An 18,121-nucleotide genomic window follows, 5' to 3' on the forward strand; every position below is an offset into this window, starting at 1 on the left:
GCGGATACACAAAAAAACCGCGCCCCCCAGGCTAGAACCAGGGGGGCGCGGCATACATTCCGGGCCCGGTAAGGCCGCCGGGAGAGCCGGTCAGCTCTCGGGGCGGTCCTCCGGGATCGGCTCGGGCGCCGGGGCGGGCTCCGCCGCAGTGCTCTTCACGGTGGAGATGGCCGGCGTCGCGCCGTTCGCCCCGTTCGTCAGTGCCAGCTCCTTGGGGGAGAGCACCGGCGGGCGGGTGGACGGCGTACGGCGGGAGGATCCGGTCCAGGCGGGCCTGGGCGGACGCTTGACGATCGAGGCGAAGACCTCGGCGATCTCCTCCTTGCCCAGCGTCTCCCGCTCGAGGAGTGCGAGGACCAGGTTGTCGAGCACGTCGCGGTTCTCGACCAGGATCTCCCACGCCTCGTTGTGCGCGGTCTCGATGAGCTTCTTGACCTCTTCGTCGACCAGCGCGGCGATCTCTTCCGAGTAGTCGCGCTGGTGAGCCATCTCACGTCCGAGGAACGGCTCGGAGTTGTCGCCGCCGAACTTGATCGCGCCGAGACGCTCGGTCATGCCGTACTGCGTGACCATCGCGCGGGCCAGGCCGGTGGCCTTCTCGATGTCGTTGGCCGCACCGGTGGTCGGGTCGTGGAAGACGAGCTCCTCGGCCGCGCGGCCGCCCAGCATGTAGGCCAGCTGGTCCAGCATCTCGTTGCGTGTGGTGGAGTACTTGTCCTCGTCCGGCAGCACCATCGTGTAGCCGAGGGCGCGGCCTCTGGACAGGATCGTGATCTTGTGAACGGGGTCGGAGTTCGGTGAGGCCGCCGCGACCAGGGCGTGTCCGCCCTCGTGGTACGCGGTGATCTTCTTCTCCTTGTCCGACATGATCCGGCTCCGCTTCTGCGGGCCCGCGACCACTCGGTCGATCGCCTCGTCCAGCATGTGGTTGTCGATCAGCTTCTGGTCGCTGCGCGCGGTCAGGAGCGCGGCCTCGTTCAGCACGTTGGCCAGGTCGGCACCCGTCATGCCGGGGGTGCGGCGGGCGACGGCCGACAGGTCGACGTCCGGGGCGACCGGCTTGCCCTTCTGGTGGACCTTGAGGATCTCCAGCCTGCCCTGCATGTCCGGGCGGTCGACCGCGATCTGCCGGTCGAACCGGCCGGGGCGCAGCAGAGCCGGGTCGAGGATGTCGGGCCGGTTCGTGGCGGCGATGAGGATCACGCCGCCCTTCACGTCGAAGCCGTCCATCTCGACGAGGAGCTGGTTCAGGGTCTGCTCACGTTCGTCGTGACCGCCGCCGAGGCCGGCGCCGCGATGGCGGCCGACCGCGTCGATCTCGTCGACGAAGACGATCGCCGGAGCGTTGGCCTTGGCCTGCTCGAAGAGGTCACGGACCCGGGAGGCACCGACACCGACGAACATCTCGACGAAGTCGGAACCCGAGATCGAGTAGAAGGGGACGCCGGCCTCGCCCGCGACGGCGCGCGCGAGCAGGGTCTTGCCGGTGCCGGGCGGGCCGTACAGCAGCACACCCTTGGGGATCTTGGCCCCGACGGCCTGGAACTTGGCCGGCTCCTGCAGGAACTCCTTGATCTCGTGGAGTTCCTCGACCGCCTCGTCCGATCCGGCGACGTCGGAGAACGTCGTCTTCGGCGTGTCCTTGGTGATGAGCTTCGCCTTGGACTTGCCGAAGTTCATGACGCGGGAGCCGCCGCCCTGCATCTGGTTCATCAGGAACAGGAAGACGACCACGATGAGGACGAAGGGGAGCAGCGACAGCAGAATGCCCACGAACGCGTTCTGCTTGGACGGCGAGACGGTGTAGCCGTCCGGGATCTGCTCGTTCTGGAACTTGTCCTGCAGCGTGTTGGCGATGGTGACGCCCTGGTCACCGATGTAGCTCGCCTGGATCTTCGAGCTGTCCTTGACCTCTTCGCCGTCCTTGAGCTGGACCTTGATGATCTGCTCGTCGCCGGTGGTCAGTTTGGCCGACTCGACTTTGTTCTCGTTGATCGCCTGGACGACCTCGCCGGTGTCCACCGTCTTGTAGCCGCCGGACGAGCCGACGACCTGCATCAACACGACCACGGCGAGGACGGCCAGCACGATCCACATGACCGGCCCACGGAAGTATCGCTTCACGTCCATCCATACGGAGCGGTGCCGCCCCGTCCCTCCTGCCATAGTGAGTTTGATAAAGACTGTTCTTCGGACGGTACCCCAGCATGGCCCACCGAAGCTGCGTGGGACTGCCGGCAATCGCGTCCACGCATGCTTCAACGGCGCGGAGGCCGTCGGGGTTCCCGATCTACATACGGCGCCCCGGTCCCGGTGTCTCAGCCGCCGTAGACGTGGGGCGCGAGCGTACCGACGAAGGGGAGGTTGCGGTATTTCTCCGCGTAGTCGAGGCCGTAGCCGACGACGAACTCGTTGGGAATGTCGAAGCCGACCCATTCCACGTCGATGTTGACCTTGGCGGCCTCGGGCTTGCGCAGCAGCGTGCACACCTTGAGGGAGGCGGGCTCGCGCGAGCCGAGGTTGGAGATCAGCCACGACAGGGTCAGGCCGGAGTCGATGATGTCCTCGACGATCAGGACGTGCTTGCCCTTGATGTCGGTGTCGAGGTCCTTGAGGATCCGCACCACACCGGAGGACTGGGTGCCCGCCCCGTACGAGGATACGGCCATCCAGTCCATCGTGAGGGGGGTGGACAGCGCCCGGGCGAGGTCGGCCATGACCATCACCGCACCCTTGAGGACGCCGACGATCAGCAGTTCCTTGTCCGCGTACTCCGCGTCGATCTTCGCGGCCAGCTCAGCCAGCTTGGCGTCGATCTCTTCCTTGGTGATGAGCACCTTCTCGAGGTCGGCACCCATGTCTTTCGCGTCCACCCGCATCACTTTCGGTCGTCCCACCGGCTGTCCCGTACCGTCCGCGGCTCTGCCGGGGATACGTTTTTCAGCCTTGCCGAATCACCAGTCTGCCACCCTGGCGACGGGCCACGACCCGGCCGGGGAGATTGATGGCCCCCTGGCCGCGCCAGCCGGTGATCAGCCGGTCGACCTCCTCGATGTGCCGGGCGAACAGCGAACCGGCCGGAGCCCCCGCGTCGATGGCCGCGCGGCGCAGTACACGGCGGCGCACCGCGGGCGGGAGGGCGTGGAGTCCGGCGCACTCCAGACGGCCGTCGGCGTCGCGGACGCCGGCCTCGGCGCGGTCGGCCCAGGCGTCGAGGGCGTCGGCGTCGTCGCGGGAGAGCTGGGCCGTCCGGGCGAGTGCCTCGACGACGCCTTTGCCGAGGGCCTTCTCCAGGGCGGGCAGGCCTTCGTGGCGGAGCCGGGAGCGGGTGTAGGCGGGATCGGTGTTGTGCGGGTCGTCCCAGACGGGGAGGGACTGGGCCATGCAGGCCGTGCGGGCGGTCTGCCGGTCGAGCCGGAGGAAGGGCCTGCGGTAGCGGCCGGCGGCCCCCGAGACCGCGGCCATTCCGGACAGGGAGCGGATGCCGGAGCCGCGGGCGAGTCCCAGCAGGACGGTCTCGGCCTGGTCGTCGCGGGTGTGGCCGAGCAGGACGGCTGCCGCCCCGTGCCGTTCGGCGGCGGCGTCGAGGGCGGCGTAGCGGGCGTCGCGGGCGGCGGCCTCGGGGCCGCCGCCGCGGCCGACGGTGACGGCGACGGACTCGACGGGGCCGAGGCCGAGGCCGCGCAGGCGCAGGGTCACTTCGGCGGCGCGCAGGTCGGAGCCGGCCTGGAGGCCGTGGTCGACGGTGACGCCGCCGGCGCGCACCCCGAGGCGGGGCGCTTCGAAGGCGAGGGCGGAGGCGAGCGCCATGGAGTCGGCGCCGCCGGAGCAGGCGACGAGCACGAGCGGGGACGGTTCACACGCGCGCGGGGCCTCGGGGGTACGGCCGGGGCCGGCGGCGACCCGGTCGTGTCCGCCGGGGTTTCGGTCGTGTTCGTCGAGGATGTCGTGGAGTACGCGGCGGACCGCCAGGCGTATCGCCGCGACCGCAGGATGGGGACCCATGTCCGGTTCCCTTCATGAAGTTTTCGGGGGTGAGCCCGGATTCGGTCACTCAGAGTGTGTAGATGGTGACAGAACCGGGGTGTTCCCCGAGCATTGCACGCCTACTCTTCGCTCACGGTCCCTCGGACGGGTGATTGAGGATCCGTCCGACTGCCGTACGCCGGGTTCTCCTCGTGCCGCGTCCCCCGCGGTCCCGTTCCCCGCAGTCCCGCCCCGGACGTCGCGCCGCCCCGCCCCCCGCCCGGCGCACGCCGGGCGTCCGGAGGCACGAGCGGCGCACGCCACGCCGGGCGTCCGAGCCGTTACGCCTCGGGTTTGCGGTGCACGCGGGTGACCCACTCCGCGGGCTTGGAGATCTCCGCCTTGGTGGGGAGGGTGTTGGGCGAGGTCCACACCCGGTTGAAGCCGTCCATGCCGACCTCCTCGACCACCGCGCGGACGAAGCGTTCACCGTCGCGGTACTGGCGGAGCTTGGCGTCCAGGCCGAGCAGTTTGCGCAGGGCCAGGTCCAGGCGGGAGGCGCCCTTCGCGCGTCGCTGCTGGAACTTCTCGCGGATCTCGGCGACGCTCGGCACGACCTCGGGCCCGACGCCGTCCATCACGAAGTCGGCGTGTCCCTCCAGCAGGGACATCACGGCCGTGAGCCGGCCGAGGATCTCCCGCTGGGCGGGGGTCTGCACGAGCTCCACGAGGGAGCGCCCGTCTCCCCCGTCCTCGTCCTCCTCGCCCTCGGGCCGGCCGCCGGTGAAGGACTGGACGGCCTGACGGACGCGCTCCAGGACGGTCATGGGGTCGACGTCGGTCTCCCCCAGGAACGACTGGATCTCGCCCTGCATGTGGTCACGCAGCCAGGGGACGGCGGAGAACTGGGTGCGGTGCGTCTCCTCGTGCAGGCAGACCCACAGCCGGAAGTCGTGCGGATCCACGTCGAGTTCGCGCTCCACGTGGACGATGTTGGGGGCGACGAGCAGCAGCCTGCCGCCGCCGTTCGGCGCGCCGGGCGGGCCACCGGCCGGGAGGTCGCGGGCGGCGGGGGCGAAGGTCTCGTACTGGCCGAGGACGCGGGAGGCCAGGAAGGACAGCAGCATGCCGACCTCGACGCCGGTGACCTTGCCGCCGACGGTGCCGAGGAGGACCCCGCCGGGTGAGGTGCCGCGCCGGTCCTGCATCTTGTCGAGGAGCGGCTTGAGCAGTTCGCGGAAGCCCGCGACGTTGGCCCGGACCCAGCCCGGGCGGTCGACGACGAGGACCGGAGTGTCGTGCGTCTCCTCGGTGCCCAGCCGGGTGAAGCCGCGGACGTGCGTCTCGGAGGCCTTCGCGTGCCTCCGCAGTTCGGTGACGATGGCCCGGGCCTCGTCACGGCTCACGTCGGGCCCCGGCCGCATGAGCCGGGTCGCGGTCGCGACCGCGAGATCCCAGTCGACCATCCCGGAAGAGGCAGCACCACCGAAACTCGTCATGCTGCAACGGTACGTGAGGAGCGCGGCGCGGGGCAGAGCCGCGGGACAGAGCTGTGGAACAGCCGGTGCCGGGCGCCCCTGCGGCACCCGGCACGTGACCGGCGGGTCACCGGCAGCCGCACGCCGCCAGGGCCGTGGCGGCCTTGTCGAGGGCGGCCTGGGCGGCCGTCGGGTCGGTGGTGCCGGTCGCGAGGAAGGCGAAGGCGAGCAGCCTGCCCTCCCGGTCGACGACGGTGCCCGCCAGGGCGTTGACGCCGGTGAGGGTGCCCGTCTTGGCCCGTACGACGCCGGCCGCGCCGTCGGCGTAGCGGCCGGTGAGGGTGCCGGTGAAACCGGCGACGGGCAGCCCGGTGAGGACGGGGCGCAGTTCGGGGCGGGCGGGGTCGCCGGACTTCACGAGGAGGGCGGTGAGCAGGCCGGTGGTGAGCCGGTTCCTGCGGTCGAGGCCGCTGGCGTCCTTGAACGCGGTGCCCTTCAGAGGAACGCCGAGCTTCTGCAGCTGGGTGCGGACGGCGGCGGTGCCGCCCGCGAAGTCGGCGCGTCGGCCGGTGGCGATCGCGGTCTGGCGGGCGAGGGCTTCGGCGAGGTCGTTGTCGCTGTGGGTGAGCATCCGTTCGACCAGGGTGGCGAGCGGGGGCGAGGAGACCGTGGCGAGGGTGTCGGCGCGGGTCGTGGACTTCGACGGGCCGGGGGGCGTGGTCTTGACGCCGTGTTCCTTCAGGAGCGCGCCGAACTTCCGCGCGGCGTCGGCCGCGGGGTCCGGGACGCGGTCCGCGGGGCCGCTGACGGAGTCGTCGGTGCGGGCCTCGTCGGCCATCAGCGGGGTGATGAGGGCGATGTTGGGGTTGACGCCGATCGGGTGCCGCTCGCCACCCGGGTAGAGGGTGGTGTCGTAGGACAGGGTGACCTCGCGCACACCGCGTTCGGCGAGGGCGGCGGCGGTGCGTGCGGCGAGGTCGCGCAGACTCGCCGAGCCGGTGGTGTCCTTCTTCCGGGCGGTGAGGGTGGGGTCGCCGCCGCCGACGAGGATGACCTCTTTCGTGTCGGGTTCGTAGGTGGCGCGGGTGGTCAGGCGGTGGTCGGGGCCGAGCGCGGCGAGGACCGCGGCGGCGGTGGCGATCTTCGTGGTGGAGGCGGGGGTGAACGCGTCCGCGGGGCCGTCGGCGTACAGGCTCCGGCCGGTGGACACGTCGACCACGGAGGCGGAACGGTCGCCGAACGCCGGGGTCTTCAGCAGCGGGGCGAGGGTGCCCGAGAGGGCCTTGCCGCCGGGCACCGACTTGACGGTGGTGGCGCCGCCGCCGAGTCCGGTGAGCACGGAGGGGGCGCTGGGAGCCGTACCGGGGCCGCGGGGCGGTGTACCGGCGTTGCCGCGGGTGCCGCCGTGATCTGCGCCACGCGTGGCCTCCAGGGCCACGGCCCGGTCCTGCTCGGCCGTACGCTGACCGGTGGAGTCCCAGGGACCGGCGGCGGTCACCGCGCCTGCGGCCAGCACCGTTCCGGCGGTGGCCGCGACCACGGTGAACCGCCAGGTCCCCGGCCGGGCCACCGACCGCGTGATCCGTGGCCCGGCGGTCGTGGCGACACCCGCGGGACGACTCGGCCGCAACCGCGCCAGACGCGGCCGGACAGCCGCCGCGGTCCGTGCCAGACGGGGTCGTACGGCGTCCGCGAACCGCGCCACATGCGGTCTCGCGGCCCGCCAAGGCCTCAGCTCCGGCACGACCACCAACCCCTTTCGCGATCACACACCTGCGTGAGGGACACTTAACCACCAGAACTATGTGCTGATCATGGAGGAGCCACCGGTGGAGTTCGACGTCACGATCGAGATCCCGAAGGGTTCGCGGAACAAGTACGAGGTGGACCACGAGACGGGTCGGATCCGCCTGGACCGTCGACTCTTCACCTCGACCGCCTATCCGACCGACTACGGCTTCGTCGAGAACACCCTCGGCGAGGACGGCGACCCGCTGGACGCGCTGGTCATTCTCGACGAGCCGACGTTCCCGGGCTGTCTGATCCGCTGCCGCGCGATCGGCATGTTCCGGATGACGGACGAGGCCGGCGGCGACGACAAGCTGCTGTGCGTCCCGTCGACGGACCCGCGTGTGGAGCACCTGCGGGACATCCACCACGTGTCGGAGTTCGACCGTCTGGAGATCCAGCACTTCTTCGAGGTCTACAAGGACCTGGAGCCGGGCAAGTCGGTGGAGGGCGCCAACTGGGTCGGCCGGACGGACGCCGAGATCGAGATCGAGCGGTCCTACAAGCGTTTCAAGGAGACGGGCGGCCACTGAGCCCCCGGGCACGAGACGTGAAAAGGGCCGCACGCATATGCGTGCGGCCCTTTTCCCTGTCCGTGCGCATACTGACCCGTGGGGCCTGCCGGCCGGGCCCGACGGGGGTGCAAGCAGCAGGGACATGTCGTAGCAGGGAGCGCAGCGCAGGTGACGGACACGGAGGACCGCAAACGCCGGTCGGACGAGGCGAGGAGTGCCTTCGGCTCTCGGGTCGGACTGGCGGCTCCGGTGGATACGGAGTCGTCGACGACGTCGGAGTTCGCCGTTCCGGAAGGGCTGGCGCTCATGAGGGCCCCGCGGGTCCCCACGGAGTCGGAGACGACGTCGGAGTTCGCCCTGCCCGAGGGCCTGGGCACGGCTCCCCCGCCGCCCGCCGAGACGGAGGGGTCGGCGTTCAACCCGCCGAGTACGTACCAGGCCAAGCAGGCTCCGCCGGCGTTCACCCCGCCCAACGGGATCCCGTCCGTCTCCCTGCACCGGGACGTGCCCTGGCAGGACCGGATGCGCACCATGCTGCGCATGCCGGTGACCGAGCGGCCGGCACCGGAACAGGTGCACCGGCACGACGACGACACCGGGCCCGCCGTACCGCGCGTGCTCGACCTGACGCTGCGTATCGGGGAGTTGCTGCTGGCGGGCGGCGAGGGCGCGGAGGACGTGGAGGGGGCGATGTTCGCCGTCTGCCGCTCCTACGGCCTGGACCGCTGCGAACCGACCGTCACCTTCACCCTGCTGTCGATCTCCCACCAGCCGTCACTGGTGGAGGACCCGGTGACCGCGTCGCGCACGGTGCGCCGCCGGGGCACCGACTACACCCGCCTGGCGGCCGTGTACCAGCTGGTGGACGACCTCAGTGACGACGAGACGCACATCTCCCTGGAGGAGTCCTACCGGCGGCTCGCGGAGATCCGCCGCAACCGGCACCCCTACCCCACCTGGGTGCTGAACGCGGCCAGCGGGCTGCTGGCGGGTTCGGCCTCGGTCCTGGTCGGCGGCGGTCTCCTGGTGTTCGTGGCCGCGGCGGTGGGCGCGATGCTCGGCGACCGGCTGGCCTGGAAGTGCGCCGACCGGGGACTGCCGGAGTTCTACCAGTTCACGGTGGCCGCGATGCCGCCGGCCGCGATGGGCGTCGCACTGACGCTGGCGCACGCGGACGTGAAGGCCTCCGCCGTGATCACCGGTGGGCTGTTCGCCCTGCTGCCGGGACGGGCGCTGGTGGCAGGCGTGCAGGACGGCCTGACGGGCTTCTACATCACCGCCTCCGCGCGGCTCCTGGAGGTTCTGTACTTCTTCGTGGGCATCGTGACCGGCGTGTTGGTGGTGCTCTACTTCGGCGTGCAGCTGGGTGCGAAGCTGAACCCCGACGCCGCACTCGTCCTGACCGACCGGCCGCTGCTGCAGATCACCGCGTCGCTCGGGTTGTCGCTGGCCTTCGCGGTACTGCTCCAGCAGGAGCGGTCCACGGTGCTGCTGGTCACCCTCAACGGCGGCGTCGCCTGGGTGGTGTACGGCGCGATGCACTACGCGGGCGACATCTCGCCGGTGGCCTCCACCGCCGCGGCGGCGGGGCTCGTGGGACTGTTCGGACAGTTGCTGTCCCGGTACCGGTTCGCTTCGGCGCTGCCGTACATCACGGCGGCGATCGGGCCCCTGCTGCCCGGTTCCGCCACGTACTTCGGTCTGCTCGCGATCGCCCAGAACGAGGTGGACAAGGGTCTGCTGTCCCTCTCGAAGGCGGTGGCGCTCGCCATGGCCATCGCGATCGGGGTGAACCTCGGTTCGGAGATCTCCCGGCTGTTCCTGCGGGTCGGCTCCGCCGAGAAGCGCAGGGCGGCGAAGCGGACACGCGGCTTCTGACCCCGGGTCGCCGGGTACACGGATCCCCGGGGTGCGCGAGCGGTCGCGCACCCCGGGGACGTGTTCGGGTCCGGGTTTCGGGTCCGAGTCCGGGTCCGGGTCCGGGTCCGGAACGGCGGTTCAGTAACCGCGGGGGTGGGGCGGCTGCTGGTTGTAGTCCTGGCCGTGGCCCTGGCCCTGCGGTGCCTGAGGCTGCCCCTGCGCCCCGCCCTGGTCCTGGGGATACTGCTGCCCGCCGTAGTACTGGTCGTATCCGCCCTGGCCTCCGCCGTAGGGCTGCTGGGGCCGGGGCTGCTGCTGCTGGTGCTGGTGCGGGTAGCCCTGGTTGCCATAGGGCTGCTGGGGCGGCTGGGGCTGCGGGGCCTGCTGCCGCTGCTGCTGCGGCCCGTCCGGGGTGATGCGGCGGAGCTGGGTCGTGGCGTCGTCCATGACCGGCTGCCGGGCGTACCCGGAGGCCTGCCGGCTGACGTACGCGTCGTACTCGTCCTGCTGCGGGACGTCCGGGGTCGCGAGGACGCCGCGCTTCTTCTTGGCGCGCTCCCGCAGGTACTCGACGATGATCGGGACCACCGAGAGGAAGACGATCAGGATGAGGATCGACTCGACGTTGGCCTTGATGAAATCGATCTGGCCGAGCCAGTAGCCGGCGAGCGTGACGCCCGAGCCCCAGGCCACGCCGCCGATGAGGTTGTACGTGAGGAACGTGCGGTACTTCATCCGGCCCGCGCCCGCCGTGATGGGGGCGAAGGTGCGCACGATCGGCACGAAGCGGGCCAGCACGATCGCCTTGGGGCCGTATTTCTCCATGAAATCGTGGGCCGCCTCCAGGTTCTCCTGTTTGAAGAGCTTGGAGTCGGGACGGCTGAAGATCCTCGGGCCGAAGAACTTTCCGATCGTGTAGCCGACTTGGTCGCCCAGGACGGCGGCGAACACGATCAGCGTGCAGACCAGCCACAGCGGCTGGGTGATGTAGCTGCCCTCGGCCACGAAGAGGCCCGCCGTGAACAGCAGGGAGTCGCCGGGCAGGAACGCGAAGAATCCGGACTCGGCGAAGACGATCAGCAGGATGCCGGGAAGGCTGAAGGTCTCGATCAGGTAGTCCGGGCTCAGCCACTCGGGGCCGAGCGCAAGGGTGGTCACGGGGCTGTGGCTCCTGCTGGTTGAGGGGGGCGGGCGGGGGCTGGGTGCCAAAGCTATCAACGCAGCCGTCCCGGCCCGGGTTCCACGGGGCGTACCCAGGATTGCACCGCGCCCCCTCCCCGGCGAAGCTGGGGGCCATGGGCATCGAGGAGCACGGCGGTGGACAGGGCCCCGGGCCCGACGTCCTGGTGGTCACGACGAACGACGCCCCGGGGTACCGGGTGCGGGAAGTGGTCGGAGAGGTCTTCGGGCTGACCGTGAGGTCCCGCCACCTCGGCAGCCAGATCGGCGCCGGTCTGAAGTCGATGGTCGGCGGGGAGCTCAAAGGGCTGACCAAGACGCTCGTGGAGACCCGCAACCAGGCCATGGAGCGACTGATCGAACAGGCCCGCGCGCGGGGCGCCAACGGGGTGCTGGCGTTCCGTTTCGACGTCACGGACGCGGCGGACGTGGGCACCGAGGTGTGCGCGTACGGCACCGCGCGGTACGGGCTCAGCCGTCGTGCCGGGCCGCGTTGGCGACGATCGCGTCGCGCAGGTAGACCGCCAGGCCGGGGCGGATGTTCTCGTACGTCCGCGTGAAACGCGGGTCGGCCACGTACATCTCGCCCAGGCAGGTGTGCATCCCGTGCCCGCAGTCGTAGTACGCGCGGGTGATGAGGAGCCGGTGCTCCTCCGCCGTGTCCATGGCCTCCCCGGAGCCGGCCGGGGTGCCGGCGGACATCAGGTCGGCCATGCGCCGGTGGAGGGAGTCGAGCTCCTCGGTGACGCGCTTCCAGTCCTCCTTGGTGTAGGACGCGGTCCGCTGCCGGGACTGCCGGTAGGCGTCGGTGTCGCCCCAGCGCTCCCGGACCTCGTCCTCGTACTGGTCCGGGTCGTGGTCCCCGAACACCTCGAACCGTTCCTCGGGCGTCAGGCTGATCCCCATCGTGCGTGCCTCCAAGGCGTGTTCCACGGCCGCCGCCATCTTCTGCAGCCTCTCGATCCGGGCGGTCAGCAGGTCGTGCTGCCGGCGCAGGTGCGCGCGCGGATCCGCCTGCGGGTCGTCGAGCAGGGCGGCGACCTCGTCGAGCGGGAAGCCGAGTTCCCGGTAGAACAGGATCTGCTGCAGCCGGTCGAGGTCGGCGTCGGTGTAACGCCGGTGACCCGCGCGGCTGCGCCCGCTCGGGGCGAGCAGGCCGATGTCGTCGTAGTGGTGCAGGGTGCGCACCGTGACCCCGGCGAAGCCGGCCACCTGTCCCACGGAGTGACTCACTTCCGCTCCCTCTTCGTTCTCGGTACGCGCTCCACCCTGAGTCCTCACGCCACGTGAGGTGCAAGCCGGTTTCCCCGGACGCTCACGCCGACCGTTCACGCCCTCCTCTTCACGCCGACCGTTTCACAGGTTTTCACACCATTGGTCCGCTTATCGTGTGCGCGTGGTCCAGGACGGCGCCCTCGCGGACCTGTGGCACGCGCCCGACCCGTCGGTGGCCGTGGGGTGTTCGACGACCGGGTCGAGCGAGGCGCGCATGCTCGCCGGGATGGCGCTCAAGCGCCGCTGGGCGCGGCGCAACGGCGACCGGTACCCGTCGAAGGACGCCCGGCCGAACCTCGTGACGGGTGTCAGCGTCCAGGTCTGCCGGGAGAAGGTCTGCGCCTTCTGGGAGGTGGGGGCCCGTCAGGTGCCCATGGAGGGCGACCGGTTCCCTCTCGACGCGGGGGCCGCCGCCGCGATGTGCGACGAGAGCACCATCGGTGGCGTCGGCGTCACGGGCTCCCCCTTCGACGGGTCCCACGAGCCGGTCGCGGACCTGTGCGCGGCGCTCGGCGAGTTCCAGGAGCGCACCGGCCCCGACGTCCCGGTGCACGTCGACGGGGCGTCCGGCGCGATGATCGCGCCCTTCCTCGACGAGGACCTGGTGTGGGACTTCCGCCCCCCGCGCGTGACGTCGATCAACACCTCGGGGCACAAGTACGGGCTGGTCCACCAGGGCGTCGGCTGGGCGCTGTGGCGGGACGCGGACGCCCTGCCCGGGGAACTGGCCCTCCGGGTGAACCACCTGGGCGGCGACATGCCGACGCTCGCCCTGAACTCCTCCCGTCCCGGCGCCCAGGTGGTGGCGCAGTGCCACACCTCCCTGCGGCTGGGCCGCGACGGCTACCGCGCGGTGCGGCAGGCCGCGCGGGACGTGGCGCGCGGGCTCGCCGGACGGATCGGGGAGACCGACGACTTCCGGCTGCTGCCCCGGGGCGACGAGCTGCCGGTGTTCGCGTTCACGACCGCGCCCGAAGTGACGGCGTTCGACGTCTTCGAGGTGTCCCGGCGGATACGGGAGAACGGCTGGCTGGTGCCCGCGTACACCTTCCCGGCGAACCGCCAGGACCTGTCGGTGCTGCGGGTGGTGTGCCGCAACGGCTTCTCCGCGGACCTCGCCGGCCTGTTCGCCGAGGACCTGGCCCGGCTCCTCCCGGAGCCGCGCCGGCAGCCGCGCCCCCTCCCCCGCGCCAGGAACGCGGCCACCGGCTTCCCTCACTGAGCGGGCCGCGGGGCCCGCTAGCGGCTCAGCCGCGCGAACCTGCGTACCGCCAGCGGGAAGAACACCGCGAGCAGGGCCAGGGGCCAGGCGACGGCGGCCCCCACGTGCCCCGGCTCCCCGCCGGGGCTGCCGAAGAGGTCGCGGACGGCCGTGGCCGTCTGTGAGAGCGGGTTCCACTGGACGACCGTGCCGAGCCAGTCCGGCATGGACTCGGGCGCGGCGAAGGCGGTGGACAGGAAGCCGACCGGCCAGACCAGGATCTGCACCGCCTGCACCAGTTCGGGCTTCTCCGCCACCAGCGCCAGGTGGATGCCGATCCACAGCATGGCGAAGCGGAACAGCAGGAGCAGCCCCACGGCGCCCAGGAAACCGGCCGGGCCGCCGTCGCTGCGCCAGCCGAGCGCGGCGGCGACGGCCAGGAGCACTGTGAGGCCGAGCGCCGACTGGAGCATGTCGGCCGCGGAACGGCCCACCAGGACCGCGCCGTTCGCCATGGGCATGGAGCGGAAGCGGTCGATGACGCCCTTGTCGAGATCCCGGGTGACGGCGGCCATGGTGCCCTCCAGGCCGAAGGCCATGGTGAGCGCGAGCATGCCGGGGACCAGGTAGTCGAGGTAGTCGCCGCTCACTCCCCGGCCGCCACCGACCAGGTAACCGAACATCAGCAGCAGCATCACCGGGAAGACCAGGCCGACCACCACCGCGACCGGCTGCCGCCGCCAGCGGGAGAGTTCACGGCGGGTCATGGTCCAGGAGTCGGTCAGGGCGTGCGCGGTCCGTACGCGGCCGGCCCGCGCGCGGGCGGCCGTCGGGTGCGTGAGCGGCGCGTGGGTGGTCATGCGGACCCGCCTCCTCGGGTGCGTCCTACGAGTTCGCCGGCCCGGTCGTCGCCGGTTGCGGTGAGCCGCAGGAACACCTCGTCGAGCGTGGGCCTGCGCAGGGCGACGTCCTCGGCCTCGACGCCGGCCTCCTCCAGTGCGCGGACGACCCCGGCCAGGGCCGCCATGCGGTCGGTGACCGGGGCGCTGAGCAGCCTGCGGTCGGTGTCCACGGTGATCTCGCCCTTCGGTACGGGCAGCAGGGCGACGGCCGCGCCCAGCTGCCCGGCGTCGCGCAGGACGACGTCGATGCGGTCGCCGCCGGTGGCCGCCTTGAGTTCGTCCGCCGTGCCGTCGGCGACGACCCGGCCGGCGTCCACGACCGAGAGGCGGTCGGCGAGCTGGTCGGCCTCCTCCAGGTACTGGGTGGTGAGCAGGACGGTGGTGCCGCCGCCGGCCAGGGAGCGGACCGAGGCCCACACCTCCGCGCGGCCGCGGGGGTCGAGGCCGGTGGTCGGTTCGTCCAGGAAGAGCACCTCCGGCTCGGTGATCAGGGAGGCGGCGAGGTCCAGGCGGCGGCGCATGCCCCCGCTGTACTGCCGTACCGGCTTGCGGCCGGTGTCGGCGAGGCCGAAGCGCGCCAGGAGCTCGTCGGCACGCGCGCGTGCCCGTCGCGTCCCCAGGTGGTGCAGGCGGCCGAACAGTTCGAGGTTCTGCCGGCCGCCGAGTTCCTCGTCGAGTGCCGCGTGCTGGCCCAGGAGGCCGATGCGCAGGCGCACGGCGTACGCCTCGCGCACCACGTCGTGGCCCGCGACCTCGATCCGGCCCGCGTCGGGCCGCAGCAGGGTGGCCAGGACGCGGACCAGGGTGGTCTTGCCCGCGCCGTTCGGGCCGAGCACCGCGTGCACCGTGCCGCGCGCGACCGTGAGGTCGAGCCCGTCCAGCGCGGGCCCGCCGCCCCCGCCGCCTCGCGTCGCGCCGTACGTCTTCCGTGCGTCCTCGACGGTGATCACCGCGTCGGTCATGGGAACGATCCCCTCACTAGTCAAAGTTGACTACGGATGCCACGGTAGGCCGGCGAGGACTACTGGTCAAACTTGATTAATGCGTGAGGGGCGACCGGTGACCGGCGCGCGGACGCCTCAGCGGTCGTCCTCCGGGTGGCGCTCCCCCGTCGCGTACGGGTTCTCCTGGTCCTCGGCCAGGATGCCGACGAACGGCTCGCCCTCCCCCGCGAAGGTGTAGGAGCCGGCTTCGATCCGTCCGACCAGGCCCCTGGCCCACTCGGCCTCGGCGTCGGCCGTGTGCACCCACAGGTTCATGATCTCGCCGATGTGGCCCAGCGGTTCGGGACCGCCCTCGGGCACGTAGTGCTCGGTGACCGCGGCCCGCCACTCCTCGATCCGCCGGATCCGCTCCTTGAGCAGCGCCGTCGCCTCCTGCCTGGGCAGGTCGACGACGAAGCCGATGGCCGCCGACTTCACGTCCGTCTTCTGGTCGTAGGCGACGAGGGCCTCGCGCAGCAGTGTGAAGTACTCCTCGTCGCCCGCCGGGGTGATCTCGTACTCGGTGCGCGGCGGGCCGCCGGCCGTCGAGGGCGCGATCTCGTGCGCGTGCAGCAGCCCCTGCTTCGCCATCTGCTTCAGGGCGTGGTAGATCGAACCGGGCTTGGCGTTGGACCACTCGTGCGCGCCCCAGTACTCCAGGTCGTTGCGCACCTGGTAGCCGTGGGCCCGCCCGTGCTGGCGCACGGCGCCGAGCACCAGGAGACGGATCGCTGACATGGGCCCCAGCGTAGGCCGCGGGCGGTCACTCCCAGGAGCTGCCCTGCTCCTTCGCGACCAGCTCGAACGCGGTGGCGCCGTCCAGGGACTCGCGGACGATGTCGGCGTGGCCGGCGTGCCGGGCGGTCTCGCGGATCAGATGGAGACACAGCCAGCGCATCGAGAGCCACTCGTCCCTCGGGTTCCAGGACGTCTTCGCCATCAGGAAGGTGTCGTCGAGGCTGGGCACCGCGCGGATGAACGACTCCGTCTCGGCGGCCACCTTCTCGTAGTACGCGAGGAAGGACTCCACCGTTTCGTCGCCGACCAGCCGGAAGCACTCGTGCCAGTTCGACTCGTCCCGGTGGACGGCCGGCGGCTCGCCCTTGGCACGGGCGATCCAGCCCTGCTCGATCTCGGCGACGTGCTTGAGCAGCCCGGCCAGGGACAGCTCGCTGGCGCTGGGCCGCGACGTGGCCTGCTCGTCGGTGAGGCCGAGTACCGACCGGCGGATGCCCCCGCGCTGCTCCTCGATGAACGCCAGCAGCGCCCCGCGCTCGTCGCCCCGGGTCTCCGCGGGAACGTGAGTGACCATGACGGCCGCCTTTCGTCGGTGAGGGCTTTCGCCCCGGTTGGCCTGACACCGACGACGCTACGGGCCCTTGCGGACAGGTGCTGTCCGCAAGGGCCCGGGGTGGAGGAGCGGGCCGGAACGGGAAGGGGCGGATCAGAAGGGGAACCCGCTGCGGCCGTGCTGCACCGAGATCCACTTGACCGTGGTGAAGGCGTCCAGCATCGCCTCGCCGTTCAGCCGGCCGCTGCCGGAGTTCTTCTCGCCGCCGAAGGGGACGATCGGCTCGTCGTGCACGGTGCCGTCGTTCACGTGGAACATGCCGGTGTCGATCCGCTTGGCGAAGTTCACCCCGCGCTCGACGTCCCCGGTGTGCACGGCGCCGCTCAGGCCGTACGGGGTGTCGTTGACGAGGCGTACGGCCTCCTCCTCGCCGTCGAACGGGACGAGGAAGGCGACCGGTCCGAAGACCTCCTGCCGCAGCAGGGCGGAGTCGGCGGGGAGGCCGGTGAGCACGGACGGCTCGACCAGGTTGTCGGTCCGGGCGCCGTGCACCAGGGCGGTCGCGCCCTCGGCGAGCGCCTGCTCGACGACACCGGTCAGCGCGTCCGCCTGCTGGGAGTTGATCACCGGGCCGATGACCGTCCCGGGGTCGCGCGGGTCGCCGGCCTTGAGGGACGTGACCTTGGCGACGAACTTCTCGGTGAACTCGTCGGCCACCGAGCGGTCCACCAGCACCCGGTTGGCGGCCATGCAGACCTGGCCCTGGTGGACGTACCGGCTGAACACGGCCGCGTCGACCGCGTAGTCGATGTCGGCGTCGTCGAGGACCACCAGCGCGCTGTTGCCGCCGAGTTCGAGGACCGAGCGCTTGAAGAGGCGGGCGCAGACGGTGGCCACGTGACGGCCGACCGCGTCGGAGCCGGTGAAGGAGATGACCTTCGGGACCGGGTGCTCGAGGAAGGCGTCGCCGATCTCCGCGATGTCCGTGATGACGACGTTCAGCAGACCGCCCGGCAGGCCCGCGTCCTCGAAGATCTTCGCGATCAGCGACCCGCCGACGATCGGGGTGTTCTGGTGCGGTTTGAGCACCACGCCGTTGCCGAGCGCGAGCGCCGGGGCGACCGACTTCAGCGACAGCAGGAACGGGAAGTTGAACGGGCTGATCACGCCGACGACACCGACGGGCACGCGGTAGACGCGGTTCTCCTTGCCGTCCACCGGCGAGGGGATGATCCGCCCCTCGGGGCGCAGCGCCAGGTGCACCGACTCGCGGAGGAACTCCTTGGCGAGGTGCAGCTCGAAGGCGGCCTTCAGGCGCGTGCCGCCGAGTTCGGCGATGATCGCCCCGGTGATCTCCTCCTCGCGCTCCTCGACCAGCGCGAGCGCCTTCTCGAGCACCGCGCGGCGGGCGTACGGGTTGGTCGCCGCCCACTGCTCCTGCGCGCGGGCCGCCGCCCGGTAGGCCTCGTCGACCTCGTCGACGGTGGCCGTCGTGATCGACGCCAGTTTCTCGTCGTCGTACGGGTTGAAGTCGATGATGTCCCAGGAGCCGGTGCCCGGACGCCACTCACCGTCGATGTACTGCTGGGCCAGGTCGGTGAAGTACGACGACATGTGATCCCTCAACCCCTCAATCCCTCGCCGCCGAGGCGGGCCCGCCCCGCATCGGCCTCACGGTCCGGC

At 71.4% G+C, this 18,121-nt stretch carries 15 protein-coding genes and 1 pseudogene; 4 read left to right on the forward strand and 12 right to left on the reverse strand.

Features of this window, described 5'->3' with window-relative positions; genetic code table 11:
* Positions 1 to 90: 90 nt before the first annotated feature.
* The 5 genes from ftsH to dacB form a co-directional block, all read right to left on the reverse strand.
* The gene (gene ftsH, locus ORI94_RS31020; protein WP_266081745.1) at positions 91 to 2,130 is read right to left on the reverse strand and encodes an ATP-dependent zinc metalloprotease FtsH; all 2,040 of its coding nucleotides are present in this window, start codon (positions 2,128 to 2,130) and stop codon (positions 91 to 93) included.
* A 188-nt stretch (positions 2,131 to 2,318) separates the two neighbouring features.
* Entirely contained in the window at positions 2,319 to 2,879 is a 561-nt protein-coding gene (gene hpt, locus ORI94_RS31025; protein WP_257851724.1) for a hypoxanthine phosphoribosyltransferase, read from the reverse strand.
* Between the two features lie 61 nt (positions 2,880 to 2,940).
* Complete coding sequence (gene tilS / locus ORI94_RS31030) at positions 2,941 to 4,005, reverse strand: tRNA lysidine(34) synthetase TilS (RefSeq protein ID WP_266081747.1); 1,065 nt, start codon at positions 4,003 to 4,005, stop codon at positions 2,941 to 2,943.
* A 302-nt stretch (positions 4,006 to 4,307) separates the two neighbouring features.
* A complete protein-coding gene (locus ORI94_RS31035) occupies positions 4,308 to 5,465 on the reverse strand; it encodes a zinc-dependent metalloprotease (RefSeq protein WP_266081749.1) in 1,158 nt (385 codons plus the stop codon).
* Positions 5,466 to 5,571: 106 nt separating this feature from the next.
* The gene (gene dacB / locus ORI94_RS31040) at positions 5,572 to 7,194 is read right to left on the reverse strand and encodes a D-alanyl-D-alanine carboxypeptidase/D-alanyl-D-alanine-endopeptidase (RefSeq protein WP_266081751.1); all 1,623 of its coding nucleotides are present in this window, start codon (positions 7,192 to 7,194) and stop codon (positions 5,572 to 5,574) included.
* 79 nt (positions 7,195 to 7,273) lie between these two features.
* Between dacB and ORI94_RS31045 the strand changes: the two genes are divergently transcribed.
* Together ORI94_RS31045 and ORI94_RS31050 are read left to right on the forward strand one after the other, a co-directional pair.
* Entirely contained in the window at positions 7,274 to 7,765 is a 492-nt protein-coding gene (locus ORI94_RS31045; RefSeq protein ID WP_042174359.1) for an inorganic diphosphatase, read from the forward strand.
* A 150-nt stretch (positions 7,766 to 7,915) separates the two neighbouring features.
* Positions 7,916 to 9,625, forward strand: coding sequence for a threonine/serine ThrE exporter family protein (locus ORI94_RS31050; RefSeq protein WP_266081753.1), 1,710 nt, complete (start codon positions 7,916 to 7,918; stop codon positions 9,623 to 9,625).
* Positions 9,626 to 9,745: 120 nt separating this feature from the next.
* Here ORI94_RS31050 and ORI94_RS31055 read toward each other — a convergent pair whose 3' ends face one another.
* Complete coding sequence (locus ORI94_RS31055) at positions 9,746 to 10,765, reverse strand: DedA family protein (protein WP_266081755.1); 1,020 nt, start codon at positions 10,763 to 10,765, stop codon at positions 9,746 to 9,748.
* 137 nt (positions 10,766 to 10,902) lie between these two features.
* On the opposite strand from ORI94_RS31055, the gene ORI94_RS31060 reads away from it, so the two are divergent.
* Positions 10,903 to 11,346, forward strand: coding sequence for a YbjQ family protein (locus ORI94_RS31060; RefSeq protein WP_266081757.1), 444 nt, complete (start codon positions 10,903 to 10,905; stop codon positions 11,344 to 11,346).
* Here the strand turns inward: ORI94_RS31060 and ORI94_RS31065 are convergent.
* A complete protein-coding gene (locus ORI94_RS31065; protein ID WP_266081759.1) occupies positions 11,258 to 12,019 on the reverse strand; it encodes a MerR family transcriptional regulator in 762 nt (253 codons plus the stop codon). The genes ORI94_RS31060 and ORI94_RS31065 overlap by 89 nt on opposite strands.
* Before the next feature lie 181 nt (positions 12,020 to 12,200).
* On the opposite strand from ORI94_RS31065, the pseudogene ORI94_RS31070 reads away from it, so the two are divergent.
* Positions 12,201 to 13,283 (forward strand): annotated as a pseudogene (locus ORI94_RS31070) (glutamate decarboxylase); the annotation flags it as partial.
* 17 nt (positions 13,284 to 13,300) lie between these two features.
* Here ORI94_RS31070 and ORI94_RS31075 read toward each other — a convergent pair.
* The 5 genes from ORI94_RS31075 to ORI94_RS31095 all read right to left on the reverse strand — a co-directional run bounded on the left by ORI94_RS31075 (position 13,301) and on the right by ORI94_RS31095 (position 18,052).
* Positions 13,301 to 14,122 carry an ABC transporter permease gene (locus ORI94_RS31075; RefSeq protein ID WP_416237932.1) on the reverse strand — a complete coding sequence of 274 codons (822 nt, stop codon included), beginning with the start codon at positions 14,120 to 14,122 and terminating at the stop codon, positions 13,301 to 13,303.
* Positions 14,119 to 15,126 (reverse strand): ATP-binding cassette domain-containing protein, encoded by a 1,008-nt coding sequence (locus tag ORI94_RS31080; RefSeq protein ID WP_266081763.1) that lies wholly within the window; start codon positions 15,124 to 15,126, stop codon positions 14,119 to 14,121. The genes ORI94_RS31075 and ORI94_RS31080 overlap by 4 nt, the downstream gene beginning before the upstream one ends.
* Before the next feature lie 117 nt (positions 15,127 to 15,243).
* A complete protein-coding gene (locus tag ORI94_RS31085; protein ID WP_266081764.1) occupies positions 15,244 to 15,885 on the reverse strand; it encodes a PadR family transcriptional regulator in 642 nt (213 codons plus the stop codon).
* A gap of 25 nt (positions 15,886 to 15,910) precedes the next feature.
* Complete coding sequence (locus ORI94_RS31090; protein WP_266081766.1) at positions 15,911 to 16,459, reverse strand: DinB family protein; 549 nt, start codon at positions 16,457 to 16,459, stop codon at positions 15,911 to 15,913.
* A gap of 132 nt (positions 16,460 to 16,591) precedes the next feature.
* Entirely contained in the window at positions 16,592 to 18,052 is a 1,461-nt protein-coding gene (locus ORI94_RS31095) for an aldehyde dehydrogenase family protein (RefSeq protein ID WP_266081789.1), read from the reverse strand.
* Positions 18,053 to 18,121: the final 69 nt, after the last annotated feature.

Origin of the sequence: Streptomyces sp. NEAU-W12 (assembly GCF_026242095.1) — a bacterium.
Taxonomy (GTDB): domain Bacteria; phylum Actinomycetota; class Actinomycetes; order Streptomycetales; family Streptomycetaceae; genus Streptomyces.